The sequence below is a fragment of the Klenkia sp. AC732 genome, from assembly GCF_979256525.1.
The window spans coordinates 1-19,018 of sequence record NZ_CEEDOS010000033.1 but is presented as its reverse complement, the minus strand read 5'-3'; the positions used below and the strand labels follow the sequence as shown (position 1 = coordinate 19,018).

The following is a 19,018-nucleotide window of genomic DNA, read 5'->3' as shown; positions in this document are numbered from 1 at the left end:
CCTAGGGTCCTGCCCATGCGGCGTCCTCCGGGCTTGGTCACTGCGGTGCTCGCCGCCGTCCTGCTGGCCGGTTGTTCCGGCGCGGACTCCAGCGGGGCCATGAGCATGGAGTCCGACGTGGCGCTGCCGGCCGCTCCGGCCGACGCCGGCGACCCGGCTGCGGAGACCGAACCCGACCGCCAGGTGGTCACCACCGCTTCGGCATCCGTCGTCGTCGGCGAGCCGGCCGAGGCCGCCCAGCAGCTCAGCCAGTCCGTCGAGGACGTCGGCGGACGGGTCGAGGAGCGCACCGAGCAGAGCGCGACGGACGAAGGCCGGGACGCGGTCGCCGACCTGGTCGTCCGGGTGCCGGCCGACGAGCTGACCGGGGTGCTCGCGGGCCTCGACGACCTCGGTGAGGTGACCGAACGCGCGGTCACCCGGACCGACCGGACCAGCGACGCGGTCGACCTGGACGCGCGGATCTCCGCGTTGCAGACGTCGGTGGAGCGGCTGCAGGCCCTCCTCGCGGGAGCCGCCACCACCGAAGCGCTGCTGGACGCCGAGCGGGCGCTGTCCGAGCGACAGGCCGAGGTCGAGTCGCTGCAGTCCCGGCGCGCGCTGCTGGCCGACGAGGTGGAGCTGTCCACGCTCAGCGTCCACGTGGGCTCGGCGCCCGTCGTCGAGCCCGTCGAGGAACGCGGTGGGTTCCTCGACGGGCTCGCCACCGGCTGGTCGGCGCTGGTGTCCGCGCTCGGCATCGGCGTCCTGGTCCTGGGCGTGCTGCTGCCCTGGCTCCTGGTGGGCGCCGTCGTCGCCGGGGCGGCCGGGGCGGTGGCACGGCAGGTCCGCGAGCGCAGGCCGCACCCTGGGGCCGCAGAGGCCGCCGCGGCTGCAGAGGGCGCCGACGTCGAGCGCGCCCCTTAGGACCTCACCAGCCGCGCTCGCGCCACTCCGCCAGGTGCGGGCGCTCGGCGCCGATCGTGGTGTCCGCGCCGTGCCCCGGGTAGACCCAGGTGTCGTCGGGCAGGGTGCCGAACAGCCGCTGCTCGACGTCGTCGACCAGCTGGGCGAACCGCTCGGGGTCCTGCTGGGTGTTGCCGACCCCGCCGGGGAACAGGCTGTCGCCGGTGAACACGTGCGTGCCGGCGCCCTCGCCGCCGCGCCAGACCAGCGCGACCGAGCCCGGGGTGTGCCCGCGCAGGTGGACGACCTCCAGCACCTGGTCGCCGACGGCCACGGTGTCGCCGTGCTCGACCGGGTGCGACACCGGGACCGGCAGGTCGGCGGCGTCCGCGGGGTGCGCGACGGTGACGGCGCCGCTGGCGGCCACCACCTGGGGCAGTGCCCGGTGGTGGTCCCAGTGCCCGTGCGTGGTGACGACGGTGGTGACCCGGGTGTCCCCGATGAACGCCTGCAGCGCCTCCGGGTCGGCCGCGGCGTCGACGAGAAGGGCGTCCCCGGTGGCCGCGTCGGTGAGCAGGTAGGCGTTGTTGGCCATCTCGCTGACCGCCAGCTTGCTGATCGTCAGACCGGGCAGCACCCGGGTCGCGGGCGGCCCGCCGACCTCGACGTCACCGGTGTAGTCGCTGGTGTCCGTGCTCATGGACCGCTCCGATCTGAGACTGTCGGTCCCCCCGGATAGGTTCGACCGCATGGACGCCAACCTAGCCACGGAGCCCGCCGGCGGCCCGGCGCAGCTGGTCGGGCTGCCCGCCACGGAGCTGGCGGCCCGGGTCCGCAGCGGGGAGCTGAGCGCGGTCGACGTGGTGCGCGCGCACCTCGCGCACATCGCCTCCGTCGAGGCCCGGGTGGGCGCGTTCCGGGTGGTCCGCACCGAGGCCGCGCTGGCCGAGGCGGCCGCCGTCGACGCCCACCCCGACCGGGCGCGGCTGCCCCTTGCCGGCGTGCCGGTGGCGGTCAAGGACAACGTCGCCGTCGCGGGGGAGACCCTCACCGACGGCTCCCGCGCCCACACACCCGCCCCGCAGCCGACGGACCACCCGGTGGTGGCCCGGCTGCGGGCCGCCGGTGCGGTCGTCGTCGGCATCACCCGGGTGCCCGAGCTGTGCCTCTACGCCGCCACCGACGGCCCCGGGACGGTCAGCCGCAACCCCTGGGACACCGCCCGGTCGCCCGCCGGGTCCTCCGGCGGCAGCGCCGCGGCGGTCGCCTCCGGCGGTGTCCCGCTCGCGCACGGCAACGACGGCATGGGCTCGCTGCGGCTCCCCGCGGCCGCCTGCGGCCTCGTGACCCTCAAGCCCGGGCGCGGGGTCGTCCCCGCGGGCCTGGGCGCCGACGACTGGTCGGGCATGGCCGAGAACGGTGCCCTGGCGACCACGGTCGCCGACCTCGCGGTCGCCCACGCGGTGCTCGCCGACGGCGTCCCGGCCGAGCCGCTGGACGGCGACTCCACACCGCTCACCATCGCGGTCTCCACCCGCTCACCGGTCCCCGGCGTCCGGCTCGACGCCGAGGGCCGGGCCGCCCTGGAGGCGGTCGTCGCGGGGTTGCGCGAGCTCGGGCACACCGTCGTGCGGAAGGACCCGCCGGTGCCCCTCGGTGTGGCGTTGGGCACGATCGCCCGCTGGCTGGGCGGGGCCGACGCCGACGCCGAGCTGCTCGGGCTGGACCGGCACGCGATGGAGCCGCGCAGCCGCACGCACGCCCGGCTGGGCCGGCTCGCCCGCCGGGCCGGGCTGGTCCGCCCGGCCGCCTCGGACGGGTTCCGCGAGCGGATGACCTCGTGGTTCACCGGCTCCGCGGACGCCCGGGACCGGCCGGTCGACCTGTTGCTCACCCCCGTCGTCACCGGCCCGCCGCTGGCTGCCCGGCCGTGGCACGAGCGGGGCTTCCTGGCCAACGTGTCGGCCAACGCGCGGTGGGCGCCGTGGACGTCGGCGTGGAACAGCGCGGGCCTCCCCGCGTTGGTCCTCCCTGCCGGCCGACGGGCCGGTGGGCTGCCCACCGCGGTCCAGTTCGTCGGCCCCCCGGGAGCCGAGACGCGACTACTCTGGCTCGCTGCGGAGCTGGAGCGCCAGCAGCCCTGGCGCAGGCACGCCCCCGTGTTCGACCCCGCCGGCACCGCCGACGCCCCCGCCCGCCCGACAGCTCCCGGCTGAGTCCGCGGGGCCGGGCAGCACGGCCGGCACGCCGCCCCGCCCGACTCCCGCACCAGCACCGACGCCACCCCACGCACCACCGAACGACAGGGACCCACATGGACCGGCTCGTCGTCCGCGGCGCCCGCGAGCACAACCTCAAGGACGTCCACCTCGACCTCCCCCGGGACGCGATGATCGTGTTCACCGGGCTCTCCGGCTCGGGCAAGTCGAGCCTGGCCTTCGACACGATCTTCGCCGAGGGACAGCGCCGCTACGTCGAGTCCCTGTCGGCCTACGCCCGGCAGTTCCTCGGCCAGATGGACAAGCCCGACGTCGACTTCATCGAGGGCCTGTCGCCCGCGGTGTCCATCGACCAGAAGTCGACCAACCGGAACCCCCGGTCGACCGTCGGCACCATCACCGAGGTCTACGACTACCTCCGCCTGCTGTACGCCCGCGCCGGCCAGCCGCACTGCCCCAACTGCGGCAAGCCGATCGCCCGGCAGACCCCGCAGCAGATCGTCGACCAGGTGCTGGAGATGACCGAGGGCACCCGCTTCCAGGTGCTCGCCCCCGTCGTCCGGGCCCGCAAGGGCGAGTACGTCGACCTGTTCAGCTCGCTGCAGACCCAGGGCTTCTCCCGGGTCCGGGTCGACGGCACCATCCACTCGCTGACCGAGCCGCCCAAGCTCAAGAAGCAGGAGAAGCACACGATCGAGGTGATCGTCGACCGGCTCACCGTCAAGGAGAGCGCCAAGCGCCGGCTCACCGACTCGGTCGAGACCGCGCTGGGGCTGGCCGGCGGGCTGGTCCTGCTGGACTTCGTCGACCTCGCCGAGGACGACCCCGAGCGCGAACGCACCTTCTCCGAGCACCTGGCCTGCATCGACGACGGGCTGAGCTTCGAGGCGCTCGAGCCCCGCTCGTTCTCCTTCAACTCCCCGTTCGGCGCCTGCGCCGAGTGCACCGGCATCGGCACCCGCAAGGAGGTCGACCCCGAGCTCGTCGTCCCCGACCCGGAGAAGAGCCTGGGCGACGGCGCGATCGCCCCCTGGGCCGGCTCGATGAGCAACGAGTACTTCACCCGCCTGCTCACCGGCCTCTCGGACATGCTCGGCTTCTCGATGAAGACGCCCTGGGAGGAGCTCCCGGCCAAGATCCAGAAGGCCGTGCTGCACGGCTCCCCGGACCAGGTGCACGTCCGCTACAAGAACCGCTACGGCCGCGAGCGCAGCTACTACGCCGCCTTCGAGGGCGTGCTGCCGTTCCTGGAGCGCCGGCACGAGGACACCGACTCGGAGTTCATGCGGGACAAGTACGAGGGCTACATGCGCGACGTGCCCTGCCCGGTCTGCCACGGCACCCGGCTCAAGCCCGAGATCCTCGCCGTCAAGCTCGACGGCCGGTCCATCGCCGAGGTCACCGGTCTGTCCATCGGGGACGCCTCGGAGTGGCTGGACGCGCTCACCCTGGGCGAGCGCGAGCGGGCCATCGCCGACCGGGTGCTCAAGGAGATCCAGGCCCGCCTGTCGTTCCTGGTCTCCGTCGGGCTGGACTACCTGTCCCTGGACCGGCCGGCGGCGACACTGGCCGGCGGCGAGGCCCAGCGCATCCGGCTGGCCACCCAGATCGGCTCCGGCCTGGTCGGCGTCCTCTACGTCCTCGACGAGCCCTCCATCGGGCTGCACCAGCGGGACAACGTCCGGCTGATCGAGACCCTGGTCCGGCTCCGCGACATGGGGAACACCCTCATCGTCGTCGAGCACGACGAGGACACCATCAAGCAGGCCGACTGGATCGTCGACATCGGCCCGGGCGCCGGTGAGCACGGCGGCGAGGTCGTCGTGTCGGGCACCTACGAGGACCTGCTGGCCAGCGAGCGCTCGCTGACCGGCCAGTACCTGTCCGGCCGTAAGGAGATCACCATCCCCGCGGAACGGCGGTCGCGGACCCCGGGCCGTGAGCTCGTGGTCAAGGGCGCCCGCGAGCACAACCTGCGCGGCGTCGACGTGACCTTCCCGCTGGGCATGCTCGTCGCCGTCACCGGGGTGTCCGGGTCGGGCAAGTCCAGCCTGGTCAACGACATCCTCTACACGGTGCTGGCCAACCAGCTCAACCGTGCCCGGATGGTGCCGGGTCGGCACCGCACCATCACGGGCCTGGACCAGCTGGACAAGGTCGTCGGCGTCGACCAGTCGCCGATCGGCCGCACCCCCCGGTCCAACCCGGCCACCTACACCGGCGTCTGGGACGCGATCCGCAAGCTGTTCGCCTCCACCGAGGAGGCCAAGGTCCGCGGCTACCAGCCCGGCCGGTTCAGCTTCAACGTCAAGGGCGGGCGCTGCGAGGCGTGCTCCGGCGACGGGACGCTGAAGATCGAGATGAACTTCCTCCCCGACGTCTACGTGCCCTGCGAGGTCTGCAAGGGCGCCCGGTTCAACCGGGAGACCCTCGAGGTCCGCTACAAGGGCAAGACGGTCGCCGAGGTCCTGGACATGCCGATCGAGGAGGCCGCCGAGTTCTTCGCCCCGATCAACAGCATCGCCCGCTACCTGACCACGCTCACCGAGGTCGGTCTGGGCTACGTGCGTCTCGGCCAGCCCGCCACCACGCTGTCCGGTGGTGAGGCACAGCGGGTCAAGCTCGCCAGCGAGCTGCAGAAGCGGTCCAACGGCCGCACGATCTACGTCCTGGACGAGCCCACCACCGGGCTGCACTTCGAGGACATCCGCAAGCTGCTGCTGGTCATCCAGGGCCTGGTCGACAAGGGCAACTCGGTGATCGTCATCGAGCACAACCTGGACGTCATCAAGAGCGCCGACTGGCTGATCGACATGGGTCCCGAGGGCGGGTTCCGGGGCGGCACGGTCGTGGGGGAGGGCACCCCGGAGCTGATCGCCGGCATCCCGGAGAGCCACACCGGGCGCTTCCTCGCCGACATCCTGGACCCCGCCCGGGTCGAGGCCGCGGCCAAGAAGAAGCCCCGCAAGAGGGTCGCCGCGGCCCTGCCCGCCACGACCGTCGGCACCGCGGTGGTCACCGGCACCGTCGCCGGCTGACCGGTGCGGCGCGGGGACCGGTTGCGCACCGGTCCCCGCGCCGGTACCCCTCGACCATGACCTCCTCGCCCGACCCCGCCGCACCGCCGACGCCCAGCGAGCTGCCCGCCCTGCAGGGCGGCGACGGCACCCGGGTCCGCTACCGCCGGTGGCTGCCCACCGGTGACGTCCGGGCCACCCTGCAGGTCGTGCACGGCGCCTCCGAGCACAGCGGGCGCTACGAGCGGCTGGCCACCGCCCTGGCAGGGCGGGGCTACGCCGTCTACGCGATGGACCTCCGCGGGCACGGCCACACCGCGGAGTCCACCGGGGTGGGCCGGTTCGGCGGCGGCGCAGGGGTCCAGTCCGTCCTGGACGACGTCCTCGCCCTGCAGCTCCTCGCCCACGACGAGCAGCCCGGGGTGCCGCGGCTGCTTCTGGGCCACTCGATGGGCTCGATCATCGCGCTGGTCTCCGCCGAGCGGGACGGCGCCGGCCTGGCCGGCCTCGCGCTGTCCGGGCCGGTCGGCGTCGCACCCCAGCTGGCCGACCAGGTCACCGGGCTGGAGGCCGCCGTCGCCGCCGGCATGGGGGACCAGGCCCTGGACGCGCTCGGGGCGTTCAACGTGCCCTTCGAGCCGGCCCGCACCCCCTTCGACTGGCTGTCCCGCGACGAGGCCGAGGTCGACGCCTACATCGCCGACCCGCTGGCCGGCGACGAGGTGCCGCTGACGTACGCCTACGCCGCCGGGGTCTTCGGCGCCGCGGTCACCGGCCCGGGCACCGAGGGCCTGGCGCAGCTGCCCGACGGGCTGCCCGTGCTGCTGCTGTCCGGGTCCCGGGACCCCGTCGGGGGCGAGGACAGCGGCCAGGTCACCGCCCTGGCCGACCGCCTCACCGGGCGCGGCCTGCCGGTCGAGCAGCACGTCTACCCCGACGCCCGGCACGAGGTCTTCAACGAGACCAACCGGGACGACGTCGTCGCCGACCTGCTGACCTGGTTGGACGCCCGCACCGCCGGCTGAGGGGTCCGCGGGGCGGGAGGAGTGTCGGACCCGCGACCTACTGTGGAGGCATGCCCGACCCCTCCACGTACCGCCCCGCGGTCGGCAGCATCCCGGAGTCCCCGGGGGTCTACAAGTTCCGGGACCCGAACAGCCGCGTCATCTACGTCGGCAAGGCCAAGAGCCTCCGCCAGCGGCTGAACAGCTACTTCGCCGACATCGCCGGGCTCCACCCGCGCACCCGTCAGATGGTGACCACCGCCGCCAGCGTCGAGTGGACCGTCGTCGGCACCGAGGTCGAGGCGCTGCAGCTCGAGTACAACTGGATCAAGGAGTACGACCCCCGGTTCAACGTCCGCTACCGGGACGACAAGAGCTACCCCTCGCTGGCCGTGACCCTCAACGAGGAGTTCCCCCGGCTGCAGGTGATGCGCGGCCCCAAGCGCAAGGGCGTCCGCTACTTCGGCCCCTACGCGCACGCCTGGGCCATCCGGGAGACCCTCGACACGCTGACCCGGGTCTTCCCGGCGCGGACCTGCTCCAACGGCGTCTTCAAGCGGCACGGCCAGATCGGCCGGCCCTGCCTGCTGGGCTACATCGGCAAGTGCGCCGCCCCCTGCGTCGGCAAGGTCTCCGTCGAGGAGCACCGCGACATCGTCGACGACTTCTGCGACTTCATGGGCGGGCGGACCGAGCAGATCACCCGCCGCCTGGAGAAGCAGATGGCCCAGGCCGCCGAGGAGATGGAGTACGAGCGCGCCGCGCGCCTGCGCGACGACCTCGGCGCGCTGCGCCGCGCCCTGGAGAAGCAGGCCGTCGTGCTGGGCGACGGGACCGACGCCGACGTCGTCGCCTTCGCCCAGGACGAGCTGGAGGCAGCGGTTCAGGTCTTCCACGTCCGCGGCGGGCGGGTCCGCGGCCAGCGCGGCTGGATCATCGACAAGGTCGAGGACGTCGGCACCGGCCAGCTGGTCGAGCAGTTCCTGCTCCAGGTCTACGGCGGCGTCGACGAGCAGACCGGTGTCGGCGAGGCGGGGGAGGCCGTGCCGCGCGAGGTGCTGGTCCCCGAGCTGCCCGCCGAGGCCGACGTCTACGCCGAGCTGCTCAGCGAGCTGCGCGGCTCCCGGGTGTCGTTGCGGGTGCCCCAGCGCGGGGACAAGCGGGCGCTCATGGAGACCGTCGAGCGCAACGCCAAGGAGGCCTTCGCCCGGCACCGGGTGAAGCGCGCCGGGGACCTCACCGCCCGGTCCATGGCGCTGTCGGAGATCCAGGAGGCCCTGGACCTGCCCGAGGCGCCGCTGCGCATCGAGTGCATGGACGTCAGCCACGTGCAGGGCACCAACGTCGTGGCCAGCATGGTCGTCTTCGAGGACGGGCTGGCCAAGAAGTCGGACTACCGGCGCTTCCAGGTCGCCCAGGGCACCGACGACACCGCCGCCATGGCCGAGGTCGTCCGCCGCCGCTTCGCCCGGCACCTCAAGGACGAGGCCGACCGCAAGGACGAGCAGGGCGTCGCCGCCGAGGAGGGCCGGGCCCGCCGGTTCGCCTACCCGCCGAACCTGCTGGTCGTCGACGGTGGCCAGCCGCAGGTCGCCGCCGCCGCGCGCGCCATGTCCGAGCTCGGCGTCACCGACGTCGCCGTCTGCGGCCTGGCCAAGCGGATGGAGGAGGTCTGGTTGCCCGACGACCCCGACCCGGTCATCCTGCCGCGCACCTCGGAGGCGCTGTACCTCCTGCAGCGGGTCCGCGACGAGGCACACCGCTTCGCGATCACCTACCACCGGCAGAAGCGGTCGGTCGGCATGCTCACCTCGCTGCTGGACGACGTCCCCGGGCTGGGGGACACCCGGCGCAAGGCGCTGATGAAGGAGTTCGGCTCGCTCAAGCGGCTGCGCGCGGCCAGCGTCGAGCAGCTCACCGCCGTGCCGGGCATCGGCCGCCGGACGGCGGAGGCCGTGCTGGCCGCCGTCGCGGACCCGGACGCCCCGGCGCCGGACGCCCCGGCGCCGGACGCCCCGGCACCGGGTCCCGCGGCCGACGTCCCGGTGGACGCCGGCGCCCTCGAGGACACCGCGGCCGGGCTCGCCGCCGACGGCGGTGACCCCGACGTCTTCCCCGACCGGGATGATGACCCGGCCACCGCCGGGTCCACCAGCCCGACGGACACCCCGCAGAGCACGCCGCAGACCGCCGGAGCCGCCCCGTGACGCACCCTGCACCGCCCGCCGACCCGCTCGACCCCGCCGCGCAGGAGCCGGCCGTCCCGGCGTCCGCCGAGCCGGCCCCGCTCGAGGTCGTCGTCGTCACCGGGCTGTCCGGGGCGGGCAAGAACTCGGCCGGCCGGGTGCTCGAGGACCTCGGCTTCTTCGTCGTGGACAACCTGCCACCGGCCCTGCTGGCACCCATGGTGGAGCTGGGCTCGCGGGGGGACGTCCGCCGGTTCGCCGCCGTGGTCGACGTCCGCAGCCGGGCGTTCTCCAGCGACCTCACCGAGTCCATCCGCGCGCTCACCGATGCCGGGCACCGCCCGCGGGTGGTCTACGTCCACGCCCGCGACGAGGTGCTGGTCCGGCGCTACGAGTCCAACCGCCGCGAGCACCCGCTGCAGGGCTCCGGGCGGCTGTCCGACGGGATCGCCGCCGAGCGCGCGCTGCTGACCGGGATCGCCGGGGACGCCGACCTCTGGGTGGACACCTCCGACCTCAACGTGCACCAGCTCCGGGCCACGCTGGAGGCCGCCTTCGTCCGGGACGGCGCCGCTCCCGAGCTGACCGCCACCGTGCTGAGCTTCGGCTTCAAGTACGGCCTGCCGCTGGACGCGGACCTGGTCGTCGACGCCCGCTTCCTGCCCAACCCGCACTGGATCCCCGAGCTGCGCCCGCTCACCGGCCGGGACGCCCCGGTCCGGGACCACGTGCTGGGCTCGGCCGACGCCGGGGACTTCCTGGAGCGCTACATGCAGGTGCTCCGGCTGCTGGTGCCCGGCTACCAGCGCGAGGGCAAGCGCTACCTGACGCTGGCGGTGGGCTGCACCGGCGGCAAGCACCGCTCCGTGGCGATGGCCGAGGAGTTCGCCCGCCGGCTGTCCGGCGAGGGCGTCACCGCCGCCGCACGGCACCGCGACCTGGGGCGGGAGTAGGTGCCCCGGCACGGGTCCGGGGACGACGCCGAGCCGGTCGACCGGTCGGGTGCCGAGGGTGACGCGACAGCGCCGGGGTGGCCTGAGCGGCCGCGTGCGCTGACCCGGGCCGAGGCCCGCCGCGCCCGTCCCTCCGGCACAGCGCACGCGGGTGCCCCCGCCCCGGTGGCGGCGACGCCCGGCACCGGCTCCCGGCACGCGGCCACCGCCCCGGCCGGCCCCTCCGTGGTCGCCCTGGGTGGCGGGCACGGCCTGGCCAGCACGCTGGCCGGCTGGCTGCCGGTCGCCGGTGAGCTGACGGCCGTGGTGACCGTGGCCGACGACGGCGGCTCCTCGGGCCGGATCCGGCGGGAGATGCCGGTGCTGCCGCCCGGGGACCTGCGGATGGCGCTGGCGGCGCTGGCCGGTGAGGACCCGCACACCCGGGAGCTGACCTCGCTGCTCCAGCACCGGCTGGGTGGATCCGGCGTGCTGGCCGGGCACCCGGTGGGCAACCTGGTGCTCACCGGCCTGGTGGAGCTGCACGGCGGCGACACGGTCCGGGCGCTGGACACCCTGTGCCAGCTGCTGGGCGCCCGGGGCCGCGTGCTGCCGATGGCCGACGTCCCGCTGGACCTGGTGGCGATCGTCGACAGCGTCGACCCCGACGACCCGCAGCGCTCCCGGCACATCCGCGGCCAGGTCGCCATCGCCTCGAGCCCGGACCGGGTGCGGTCCATCCGGGTCACCCCCGCAGACCCGCCGGTGCACCCGGACGTGGTGGCGGCCATCGGCCGGGCCGACGTGGTCAGCCTGGGACCCGGGTCCTGGTACACCTCGGTCCTGCCACACCTGCTGGTGCCACGCCTGAAGGCCGCGCTGGCGGCCAGCCGGGCCCGGGTGGTGGTCGTGCTGAACCTGGAACCCCAGGCCGGCGAGACCGACGGGTTCTCCCCGGAGCAGCACCTGCGGGTCCTGCAGGCCCATCTGGACGGCGTGCCGTTGCACACGGTCATCGCCGATGCGGACGCGGTTGTTGACCGGCGTGGTCTGCTGTCGGCAGTACGGGAGTGCGGGGCCGACCTGGTCCTGACACCCGTGGCCGCACCGGACGGTGCGCCGCGTCACGACCCGGCACGGTTGTCCGAGGCGTTCGCCTCGGTCGTCGCCGCCGGTACCGGGGCGCGGTGACGGCGGACGACGCGGCCTCCGGGCCCGTGCGGCAGGATCGGGGGACGGCGCGGCACCGGGGACCGGTGTGCACGAGCTCGCTGGACGGGGACCGGGTGCGACCGCACCGGGTGCACCGGACGCACGGGACCGCGGTCGAGGGGGAGAGGGGTCGCACATGGCGATGACGGCGATGGTCAAGGACGAGCTCTCACGGGTGGAGTGCACGAAGACCTCCGAGCGCAAGGCCGAGGTCACCGCGCTGCTGCGGTTCTCCGGCGGCCTGCACATCGTGGGCGGACGGGTGGTCATCGAGGCCGAGCTCGACACCGGGTCGGTGGCCCGCCGCCTGCGGCGCGACATCAGCGAGGTCTACGGCTACACCAGCGGCGTGAGCGTGCTCGCCGGCGGCAACATCCGTCGCGGTGTGCGCTACCTGGTGCGGATCGCCAAGCACGGCGAGGGCCTGGCCCGGCAGACCGGCCTGGTGGACCAGCGGGGGCGTCCGGTCCGCGGACTGCCGCCGGCGGTCGTCTCCGGTGGTCTCAACGACGCCGAGGCGGCGTGGCGTGGTGCCTTCCTGGCGCACGGCTCGCTCACCGAGCCCGGTCGCTCGTCCTCCCTGGAGGTCACCTGTCCCGGTCCCGAGGCGGCCATGGCCCTGGTGGGGGCCGCCCGCCGGCTGGGGATCGCCGCCAAGGCCCGTGAGGTCCGCGGGGCCGACCGCGTCGTCGTGCGGGACGGCGACGCGATCAGCGCGCTGCTGACCCGGATGGGCGCGCACGAGACCGTGCTGGCCTGGGAGGAGCGGCGGATGCGCCGCGAGGTCCGGGCGACGGCCAACCGGCTGGCGAACTTCGACGACGCCAACCTGCGCCGCTCGGCGCGCGCCGCGGTCGCCGCGAGCGCCCGGGTGGAGCGCGCGCTGGAGATCCTGGCCGACGACGCCCCCGAGCACCTGCTGGTCGCCGGGCGGCTGCGGCTGGAGCACGGCCAGGCCTCGCTGGAGGAGCTGGGCCAGCGGGCCGACCCCCCGATGACCAAGGACGCCGTCGCGGGCCGCATCCGCCGCCTGCTGGCGATGGCGGACAAGCGGGCCAAGGACCTCGGCATCCCGGACACCGAGTCCGTCGTCACCGACGACATGATCGGTCCGTGAGCGCGCGTCCCACGATGGACGGCCGGTGGCCGGCGGGTGACCTCCCGGCGGCCCCGGCCCAGGAGACGTCTCGGACGTCCACCGGCCCGCTGACCTGCGGCGGGGCGGTGCCGCACTGCGGTGTCGGCAGGTCCCGCTAGGGTCGTCGGTGAGCGAGGCCGCACTCCCGCGCGGCCTCCCGCGAGAGCACCCCGTCGAGTCCGCAGAGGACTCGTCATCGACACCTCGGAGGTCGCAGTGACGGTACGTGTGGGCATCAACGGTTTCGGCCGGATCGGCCGCAACTTCTACCGGGCGGTCGCAGCCAGTGGTCAGGACGTCGAGATCGTGGCGGTCAACGACCTGACCAGCAACGACGTGCTGGCGCACCTGCTCAAGTACGACTCGGTCCTGGGCAAGTTCCCCGAGGAGGTCTCCTCGACCGCCGACGGCATCGTCGTCGGTGGCAAGACCATCACGGCCCTGGCCGAGCGCGACCCGGCCAACCTGCCCTGGGGCGACCTGGGCGTGGACGTCGTCATCGAGTCCACCGGCTTCTTCACCAAGGCCGCCGACGCGCGCAAGCACGTCGAGGCCGGCGCCAAGAAGGTCATCATCTCCGCGCCCGCCACCGACGACGACATCACCATCGTCATGGGCGCGAACCACGAGCTGTACGACGGCTCGCAGACGATCATCAGCAACGCCTCGTGCACCACGAACTGCCTGGCCCCGCTGGCCAAGGTGCTCAACGACTCCTTCGGCATCGAGCGTGGCCTGATGACCACGATCCACGCCTACACCGCCGACCAGAACCTGCAGGACGGCCCGCACAAGGACCTGCGTCGCGCCCGCGCCGCCGCGCTGAACATCGTCCCGACCTCCACCGGTGCGGCCAAGGCCATCGGCCTGGTCCTCCCGGAGCTCAAGGGCAAGCTCGACGGCTACGCGCTGCGCGTCCCGGTCCCGACCGGCTCGGCCACCGACCTCACCGTCACGCTGTCCCGCGAGGTCACCGTCGAGGAGGTCAACGCCGCCTACAAGGCCGCGGCCGACGGCCCGCTGGCCCCGTACCTGGTCTACACCGACGCCCCGATCGTGTCCTCGGACATCGTCACCGACCCGGCCTCGTGCATCTACGACTCGGGCCTGACCAAGGTCTTCGGCAACCAGGTCAAGGTCGTCGGCTGGTACGACAACGAGTGGGGCTACTCCAACCGCCTCGTGGACCTGACCGCGCTGGTGGGCTCGAAGCTCTGATGGGCGCACCCATGCGCACCGTCGACGAGTTGATCGCCGAGGGCGTCCGGGGCAAGCGCGTCTTCCTGCGCGCCGATCTCAACGTCCCCCTCGACGACTCCACGGGCGACCCGGTCATCACCGACGACGGTCGGATCCAGGCCAGCCTGCCCACGCTGCAGGCGCTCCGCGACGCCGGCGCCCGCGTCGTCGTCGCGGCGCACCTGGGCCGGCCGAAGGGCGCACCGGACCCCCGGTACTCCCTGGCGCCGGTCGCGGCCCGGCTCTCCGAGCTGCTCGGCGTCCCGGTCCCGCTGGCGGCCGACACCGCCGGTCCCGGCGCCGAGGCCGCTGCGGCGGCCCTGACCGACGGTGACGTCTGCCTGCTGGAGAACGTCCGCTTCGAGGCGGGCGAGACCAGCAAGGACGACGACGCCCGGGGTGCCCTGGCCGACCGGTTCGCCGCGCTGGCCGAGCTGTACGTGGACGACGCCTTCGGCGCCGTGCACCGCAAGCACGCGTCGGTGTACGACGTGGCGACCCGGCTCCCGCACGCGGCCGGTCGGCTCGTCGCCCGCGAGCTGGAGGTGCTGACCCGCCTGACCGAGGAGCCGCAGCGCCCCTACGTCGTGGTGCTCGGTGGGTCCAAGGTCAGCGACAAGCTGGCCGTCATCGAGGCCATGCTGCCCAAGGTGGACAAGCTCCTGGTCGGTGGCGGCATGTGCTTCACCTTCCTGGCCGCCCAGGGCCACGGGGTGGGCGACTCGCTGCTGGAGGCCGACCAGGTCGACACCTGCAAGCGCCTGCTGGAGTCCGCCGGGGACAAGATCGTGCTCCCGGTCGACGTCGTCTGTGCCGAGGCGCTCGTCGCCGACGCCCAGGTGAAGGTGGCGCTCGTGGAGGGCATCCCGGACGGGCTCAAGGGCCTGGACGTGGGCCCCCGCACCGTCGAGCTGTTCGCCGGCCACCTGGCCGACGCGCACACCGTGTTCTGGAACGGCCCGATGGGCGTGTTCGAGCTGGCGCCCTTCACCGCGGGCACCCGGGGCGTGGCGACCGCGGTCGCCGGCGTCGACGGGCTGTCGGTGGTCGGTGGTGGCGACTCCGCCGCCGCGGTCCGGCAGCTGGGTCTGGACGAGGAGTCCTACGGCCACATCAGCACCGGTGGCGGGGCCTCGCTGGAGTTCCTGGAGGGCCGGGAGCTCCCGGGCCTGGCCGTCCTGGCCGACGGGGCGGGCGCCTGATGGCCCGCACCAAAGCCGGGAAGGTCTACGAGGGGCGCCGCCCGCTCATCGCCGGCAACTGGAAGATGCACCTGACCCACCTGGAGGCCATCGGCCTGGTGCAGAAGGTCGCCTTCACGTTGAAGGAGCCCGAGCTCGAGGCCGCCGAGGTCGTCGTCGTCCCGCCGTTCACGGCGCTGCGCAGCGTGCAGACGCTCGTGCAGGGCGACAAGCTGGAGATCGGCTTCGGCGCCCAGGACCTGTCCACCCAGGACTCGGGTGCCTACACCGGCGAGGTCAGCGGTTCCCAGCTGGCCGCGCTGGGCTGCACCTACGTCGTGGTCGGGCACTCCGAGCGCCGGGCCCTGCACGCCGAGACCGACGAGGTCGTGGCGAGCAAGGTCCGCAAGGCGCTGGACCACGGCCTGGTGCCGATCCTGTGCGTGGGGGAGGGGCTCGACGTCCGCAAGGCCGGCGAGCACGTCCCGCACACCACCGCCCAGGTCGACGCCGCGCTCGAGGGCCTGGACGCGGCCACGGTCGCCGGCATCGTCATCGCCTACGAGCCCGTGTGGGCCATCGGCACCGGCGAGGTCGCGACCCCCGACGACGCGCAGGAGGTGTGCGGGGCCATCCGGGCCCGGCTCGCCGAGCGTCATGGCCGGGAGACGGCGGACGTCGTCCGTATCCTCTACGGGGGTTCGGTGAAGGCGGGCAACACCGCTGGCATCCTCGCCGGACCGGACGTCGACGGGGCACTGGTCGGTGGCGCGAGCCTGGACGCCGACGAGTTCTCCTCGATCTGCCGCACCGCAGCCGAGAGCCGCTGACCCGTCGCCGGGTGGCCGGCCAGCCACCCGGAGGACCGAGTCACTCGTGAGAGCCCGCACCACCAGCACGCACCGCAGCCCCGGGACGGGGCTGTCGGACGGCACCCCGACGGGGCGTCGCACCGGGACCCCCGGTGCGGCGCCCCGTCGTCGTGCGGCGCCGGGCCGGCTGGTGGTCGCGGTCCTGCTGCTGCTGGCCCTGGTCGCCGGGTGCAGCGCCGACGGTGAGCCGGACGCGGCGGTGCCCACCCAGAGCGGGGCCGCCGACGGCGGGCTCGACGGGGTGCGGGCACCCTCCGACGAGCGCGGCGGTTCGCTGCGTCTGGTGACCAGCCAGGTCGACAGCCTGGACCCCCAGCGTTCCTACGTGCCGGGCGTGTGGAACCTGATGCGGCTCTACGTCCGCACCCTGGTCACGTACTCCTCCGAACCCGGCCGCACCGACGAGCTGGTCCCGGACCTGGCCACCGACCTGGGCAGCAGCCCCGACGGCGGGGTGACCTGGACGTTCACCCTGCGTCCGGGCAGCACCTTCGAGACCGGCCGGCCGATCACCAGCCGCGACCTCAAGTACGGCATCGAGCGGTCCTTCGCCGTGGACGTGGTCAGCGGGGGACCCAACGACGTGCTGGACCTGCTGGACCCGACCAGCCAGTACGCCGGGCCCTACCAGGACGAGACGCCGGACAAGCTGGGACTGGCCTCCATCGCCACCCCCGACGACGCCACGATCGTCTTCACGCTGTCCCGGCCCTACCCGGACTTCCCGTTCGTGCTGGCGCTGCCGTCCTCCAGCCCGGTGCCGATCGAGGCCGACACCGGGGCCGACTACGGCAACGACCCGGTGTCGTCGGGTCCCTACGCCCTCACCTCGGTGGACGCCCAGACCGGCATCGTGCTGGACCGCAACGCGGCCTGGGACCAGGCCAGCGACCCGGTGCGCACGGCCCTGCCCGACCAGGTCGTGGTGCGCACCGGGATGACCGGCCTCGAGCGGGACCAGGCCCTGCTGGCCGGGTCCGCGGACGCGGACCTGTCCGGCAGCGGCGTGCAGGAGGCGACCACCACCCGGTTCGGCGACGGCACGGGGGACGACGGGCTCACCGACCGGGTCGACGACCTGACCACGGGCTCCATCCGGGTCCTGTCGATGCCGACGACGGTGGCGCCGATGACCGACCCGTCCTGCCGGGCAGCGGTGGCCGCCGCCGTCGACCGGGTCGCGGTGCAGGAGGCGCTGGGTGGGTCCGGTGGCGCCGTCCGCACCTCCCAGCTGTGGCCCCGGGTGCTCGCCGGCGCTCCGGAGGACCCCGACCCGGCCGCCGACCCCGACGCCGCCCGGGCCGCGCTGGCAGCGTGCGGACAGCCCGACGGCTTCCCGGTGACGATGGCCGTGGCCGACGTGCCGATGAGCCTGGCGGTCGCCGACTCCCTGGTCACCGCGCTCGCCGAGGTCGGCATCGTGGTCACCCTGGCCCCGCTGGACCCGACGACCTACTACTCCACCGGCATCGGGCTGCCCTCAGCGGTCAGCGGCGCCGGCTACGGCCTGGTGCTGGCCATCTACGGTGCGGACTTCCCGACCCCGGCGTCGTTCCTGCGCCCGCTGGTCGACGGCCGGGCGATCCAGACCACCGCCGGCAACGCCAACTACGCGCTGCTCGACGACCCCGGGGTCAACGCCGCCATCGACGCCGCGGTCGCGGCGCCGGACCCGGCTGCCGCCCTCGACGCCTGGCGTCAGGTCGCGCAGCTCGCGCAGGCCACCGCCGCCTACGTGCCGCTGGCGGAGAACCGGGTGCAGCTGCTGGCCGGTCAGCGGCTGCGCAACGGGGTCGTCATGCAGCCCTTCGGCGGATACGACGTGGCGACGGCGGGCGTCGGTGACGATTGACCGCGTCGGCCGGCAGGGGAGCGGGCCGGACGTCCGTTAGGCTGACGAGTCGAGTGGCCCGGCGTCCGACGGACCCGAGCCCGACTCCCCGCCCGACCCCGGGGTGACAGACGGACCCCGTGCGCAACGGGACAGGAGATGACCGTGATCGAGATCGTGCTCAACGTGCTGCTCACCCTCACCAGCCTGCTGCTGATCGTGCTGATCCTGCTGCACCGCGGCAAGGGCGGCGGCCTCTCCTCGATGTTCGGTGGCGCCGCGTCGTCGTCGCTGTCGGGGTCCTCCGTGGTGGAGAAGAACCTCAACCGGCTGACCGTCTTCACCGGCGCCGTGTGGACCGTCTGCATCGTCGCGCTGGGCATCCTGCTCAAGGTCTGAGTGCGCCACCCGCCCCACCTGCGGAAACGGCACGGATCCGTCCCGTCGCCCGCCATCCGGTCGCACACCACGCGTCTGACCAGCGGGAACAGTGACCGGACGGTGACCTGAGCGTCGCCTGAGAGCCCTAGACTGCGGCCCAACGGTGGTCTCGGGGGGTCGCCGTCCGGTGTCGGGTTCGATGGCAGGGGGCGTTCGTGGCTGGTGGAAACGCGATCCGGGGCAGCCGGGTCGGGGCGGGTCCGATGGGCGAGTCGGAGCGGGGTGAGTCCGCGCCGCGCACCCGGGTCGTCTTCTGGTGCGCGAACAAGCACGACACCCGCATCGCGTTCGCGTGCGACGTCGAGGTCCCCGAGACCTGGGACTGCCCGCGCTGTGGGCTCCCCGCCGGACAGGACGAGGCGAACCCGCCGCCGGCCCCCCGCAACGAGCCGTACAAGACGCACCTGGCCTACGTGCGGGAACGCCGCACGGACGCCGACGGCGACGCCCTCCTCGAGGAGGCGCTCACCCGGCTCCGGGCCCGCCGCGGCGCCTGAGCCGCGGACGCCACCGGGCCGGCACCCCTCGGGGGTGCCGGGCCGGTGCTGTGTCAGCGGGGCAGCTGGGAGGCGGCGTCGGCGTCCAGCAGCCAGCGGGTGGCCCGGGTGCCGTGCACCCCGGCCGCGGGGAGCTCCACGCCGTTCAGACCACCGGTGAGCGCACGCCCGACGGCCTCGGCCTTGCCCTCACCGGAGACGAGCAGCCAGACCTCCTCGGCCGCGTTGATCGCCGCGAAGCCCAGGCTGACCCGGGTCGGCGGCGGCTTCGGGCAGTCCCGCACGGCGACGACGGTCCGGCTGTCGGTGGCCGCGGGGGAGTCGGGGAAGATCGAGGCCACGTGACCCTCGGGCCCCATGCCCA

Annotated in this window: 16 protein-coding genes; 14 read left to right on the top strand and 2 right to left on the bottom strand. The window is 74.1% G+C overall.

Annotated elements, in window-relative coordinates; all coding sequences use genetic code 11:
• Positions 1-15 precede the first annotated feature (15 nt).
• Entirely contained in the window at positions 16-906 is an 891-nt protein-coding gene (locus AC0IVP_RS15570; RefSeq protein ID WP_471757675.1) for a DUF4349 domain-containing protein, read from the top strand.
• 4 nt (positions 907-910) lie between these two features.
• On the opposite strand, the gene AC0IVP_RS15565 is transcribed toward AC0IVP_RS15570, so the two are convergent.
• Positions 911-1,585 (bottom strand): MBL fold metallo-hydrolase, encoded by a 675-nt coding sequence (locus AC0IVP_RS15565; RefSeq protein ID WP_471757673.1) that lies wholly within the window; start codon positions 1,583-1,585, stop codon positions 911-913.
• 49 nt (positions 1,586-1,634) lie between these two features.
• Between AC0IVP_RS15565 and AC0IVP_RS15560 the strand changes: the two genes are divergently transcribed.
• The 13 genes from AC0IVP_RS15560 (at position 1,635) to AC0IVP_RS15500 (ending at position 18,654) form a co-directional block, all read left to right on the top strand.
• A complete protein-coding gene (locus AC0IVP_RS15560) occupies positions 1,635-3,101 on the top strand; it encodes an amidase (RefSeq protein WP_471757671.1) in 1,467 nt (488 codons plus the stop codon).
• Positions 3,102-3,199: 98 nt separating this feature from the next.
• Positions 3,200-6,142: an excinuclease ABC subunit UvrA gene (gene uvrA, locus AC0IVP_RS15555; protein ID WP_471757669.1), complete on the top strand. Its 2,943-nt coding sequence runs from the start codon at positions 3,200-3,202 to the stop codon at positions 6,140-6,142.
• Between the two features lie 56 nt (positions 6,143-6,198).
• Positions 6,199-7,146, top strand: coding sequence for an alpha/beta fold hydrolase (locus tag AC0IVP_RS15550; protein ID WP_471757667.1), 948 nt, complete (start codon positions 6,199-6,201; stop codon positions 7,144-7,146).
• A gap of 50 nt (positions 7,147-7,196) precedes the next feature.
• On the top strand, positions 7,197-9,332 hold the full coding sequence (uvrC, locus tag AC0IVP_RS15545; protein ID WP_471757665.1) for an excinuclease ABC subunit UvrC: 2,136 nt from the start codon (positions 7,197-7,199) through the stop codon (positions 9,330-9,332).
• Positions 9,329-10,264 (top strand): RNase adapter RapZ, encoded by a 936-nt coding sequence (gene rapZ / locus AC0IVP_RS15540; RefSeq protein WP_471757663.1) that lies wholly within the window; start codon positions 9,329-9,331, stop codon positions 10,262-10,264. Before uvrC ends, rapZ begins: the two co-directional genes overlap by 4 nt.
• Positions 10,265-10,429: 165 nt before the next feature.
• The gene (locus tag AC0IVP_RS15535; protein ID WP_056301238.1) at positions 10,430-11,434 is read left to right on the top strand and encodes a gluconeogenesis factor YvcK family protein; all 1,005 of its coding nucleotides are present in this window, start codon (positions 10,430-10,432) and stop codon (positions 11,432-11,434) included.
• Positions 11,435-11,591: 157 nt separating this feature from the next.
• Positions 11,592-12,572, top strand: a complete 981-nt coding sequence (whiA, locus tag AC0IVP_RS15530) for a DNA-binding protein WhiA (protein ID WP_056300945.1) — start codon at positions 11,592-11,594, stop codon at positions 12,570-12,572.
• Positions 12,573-12,809: 237 nt separating this feature from the next.
• Positions 12,810-13,811 carry a type I glyceraldehyde-3-phosphate dehydrogenase gene (gap, locus tag AC0IVP_RS15525; RefSeq protein WP_056300941.1) on the top strand — a complete coding sequence of 334 codons (1,002 nt, stop codon included), beginning with the start codon at positions 12,810-12,812 and terminating at the stop codon, positions 13,809-13,811.
• 11 nt (positions 13,812-13,822) lie between these two features.
• On the top strand, positions 13,823-15,034 hold the full coding sequence (locus AC0IVP_RS15520; protein ID WP_056301235.1) for a phosphoglycerate kinase: 1,212 nt from the start codon (positions 13,823-13,825) through the stop codon (positions 15,032-15,034).
• Positions 15,034-15,843 (top strand): triose-phosphate isomerase, encoded by an 810-nt coding sequence (gene tpiA, locus AC0IVP_RS15515; protein ID WP_056300938.1) that lies wholly within the window; start codon positions 15,034-15,036, stop codon positions 15,841-15,843. The genes AC0IVP_RS15520 and tpiA overlap by 1 nt, the downstream gene beginning before the upstream one ends.
• 46 nt (positions 15,844-15,889) lie before the next feature.
• Positions 15,890-17,737 (top strand): ABC transporter substrate-binding protein, encoded by a 1,848-nt coding sequence (locus tag AC0IVP_RS15510; protein WP_471757661.1) that lies wholly within the window; start codon positions 15,890-15,892, stop codon positions 17,735-17,737.
• Positions 17,738-17,881: 144 nt separating this feature from the next.
• The gene (gene secG / locus AC0IVP_RS15505) at positions 17,882-18,115 is read left to right on the top strand and encodes a preprotein translocase subunit SecG (RefSeq protein ID WP_471757659.1); all 234 of its coding nucleotides are present in this window, start codon (positions 17,882-17,884) and stop codon (positions 18,113-18,115) included.
• A gap of 197 nt (positions 18,116-18,312) precedes the next feature.
• Positions 18,313-18,654 carry an RNA polymerase-binding protein RbpA gene (locus tag AC0IVP_RS15500; RefSeq protein ID WP_471757657.1) on the top strand — a complete coding sequence of 114 codons (342 nt, stop codon included), beginning with the start codon at positions 18,313-18,315 and terminating at the stop codon, positions 18,652-18,654.
• Between the two features lie 53 nt (positions 18,655-18,707).
• Here the strand turns inward: AC0IVP_RS15500 and AC0IVP_RS15495 are convergent.
• Positions 18,708-19,018, bottom strand: a 311-nt coding sequence (locus tag AC0IVP_RS15495) for a 6-phosphogluconolactonase (RefSeq protein WP_471757655.1), incomplete at its 5' end; no start/stop codon positions are given.

Excerpts from the sequence above, each read along its gene's own strand:
- uvrA (WP_471757669.1), top strand. The coding sequence starts at position 3,200 with ATGGACCGGCTCGTCGTCCGCGGCGCCCGCGAGCACAACCTCAAGGAC.
- whiA (WP_056300945.1), top strand. The coding sequence starts at position 11,592 with ATGGCGATGACGGCGATGGTCAAGGACGAGCTCTCACGGGTGGAGTGC.
- uvrC (WP_471757665.1), top strand. The coding sequence starts at position 7,197 with ATGCCCGACCCCTCCACGTACCGCCCCGCGGTCGGCAGCATCCCGGAG.
- AC0IVP_RS15560 (WP_471757671.1), top strand. The coding sequence starts at position 1,635 with ATGGACGCCAACCTAGCCACGGAGCCCGCCGGCGGCCCGGCGCAGCTG.
- AC0IVP_RS15520 (WP_056301235.1), top strand. The coding sequence starts at position 13,823 with ATGCGCACCGTCGACGAGTTGATCGCCGAGGGCGTCCGGGGCAAGCGC.
- AC0IVP_RS15565 (WP_471757673.1), bottom strand. The coding sequence starts at position 1,585 with ATGAGCACGGACACCAGCGACTACACCGGTGACGTCGAGGTCGGCGGG.
- AC0IVP_RS15570 (WP_471757675.1), top strand. The coding sequence starts at position 16 with ATGCGGCGTCCTCCGGGCTTGGTCACTGCGGTGCTCGCCGCCGTCCTG.
- tpiA (WP_056300938.1), top strand. The coding sequence starts at position 15,034 with ATGGCCCGCACCAAAGCCGGGAAGGTCTACGAGGGGCGCCGCCCGCTC.
- AC0IVP_RS15550 (WP_471757667.1), top strand. The coding sequence starts at position 6,199 with ATGACCTCCTCGCCCGACCCCGCCGCACCGCCGACGCCCAGCGAGCTG.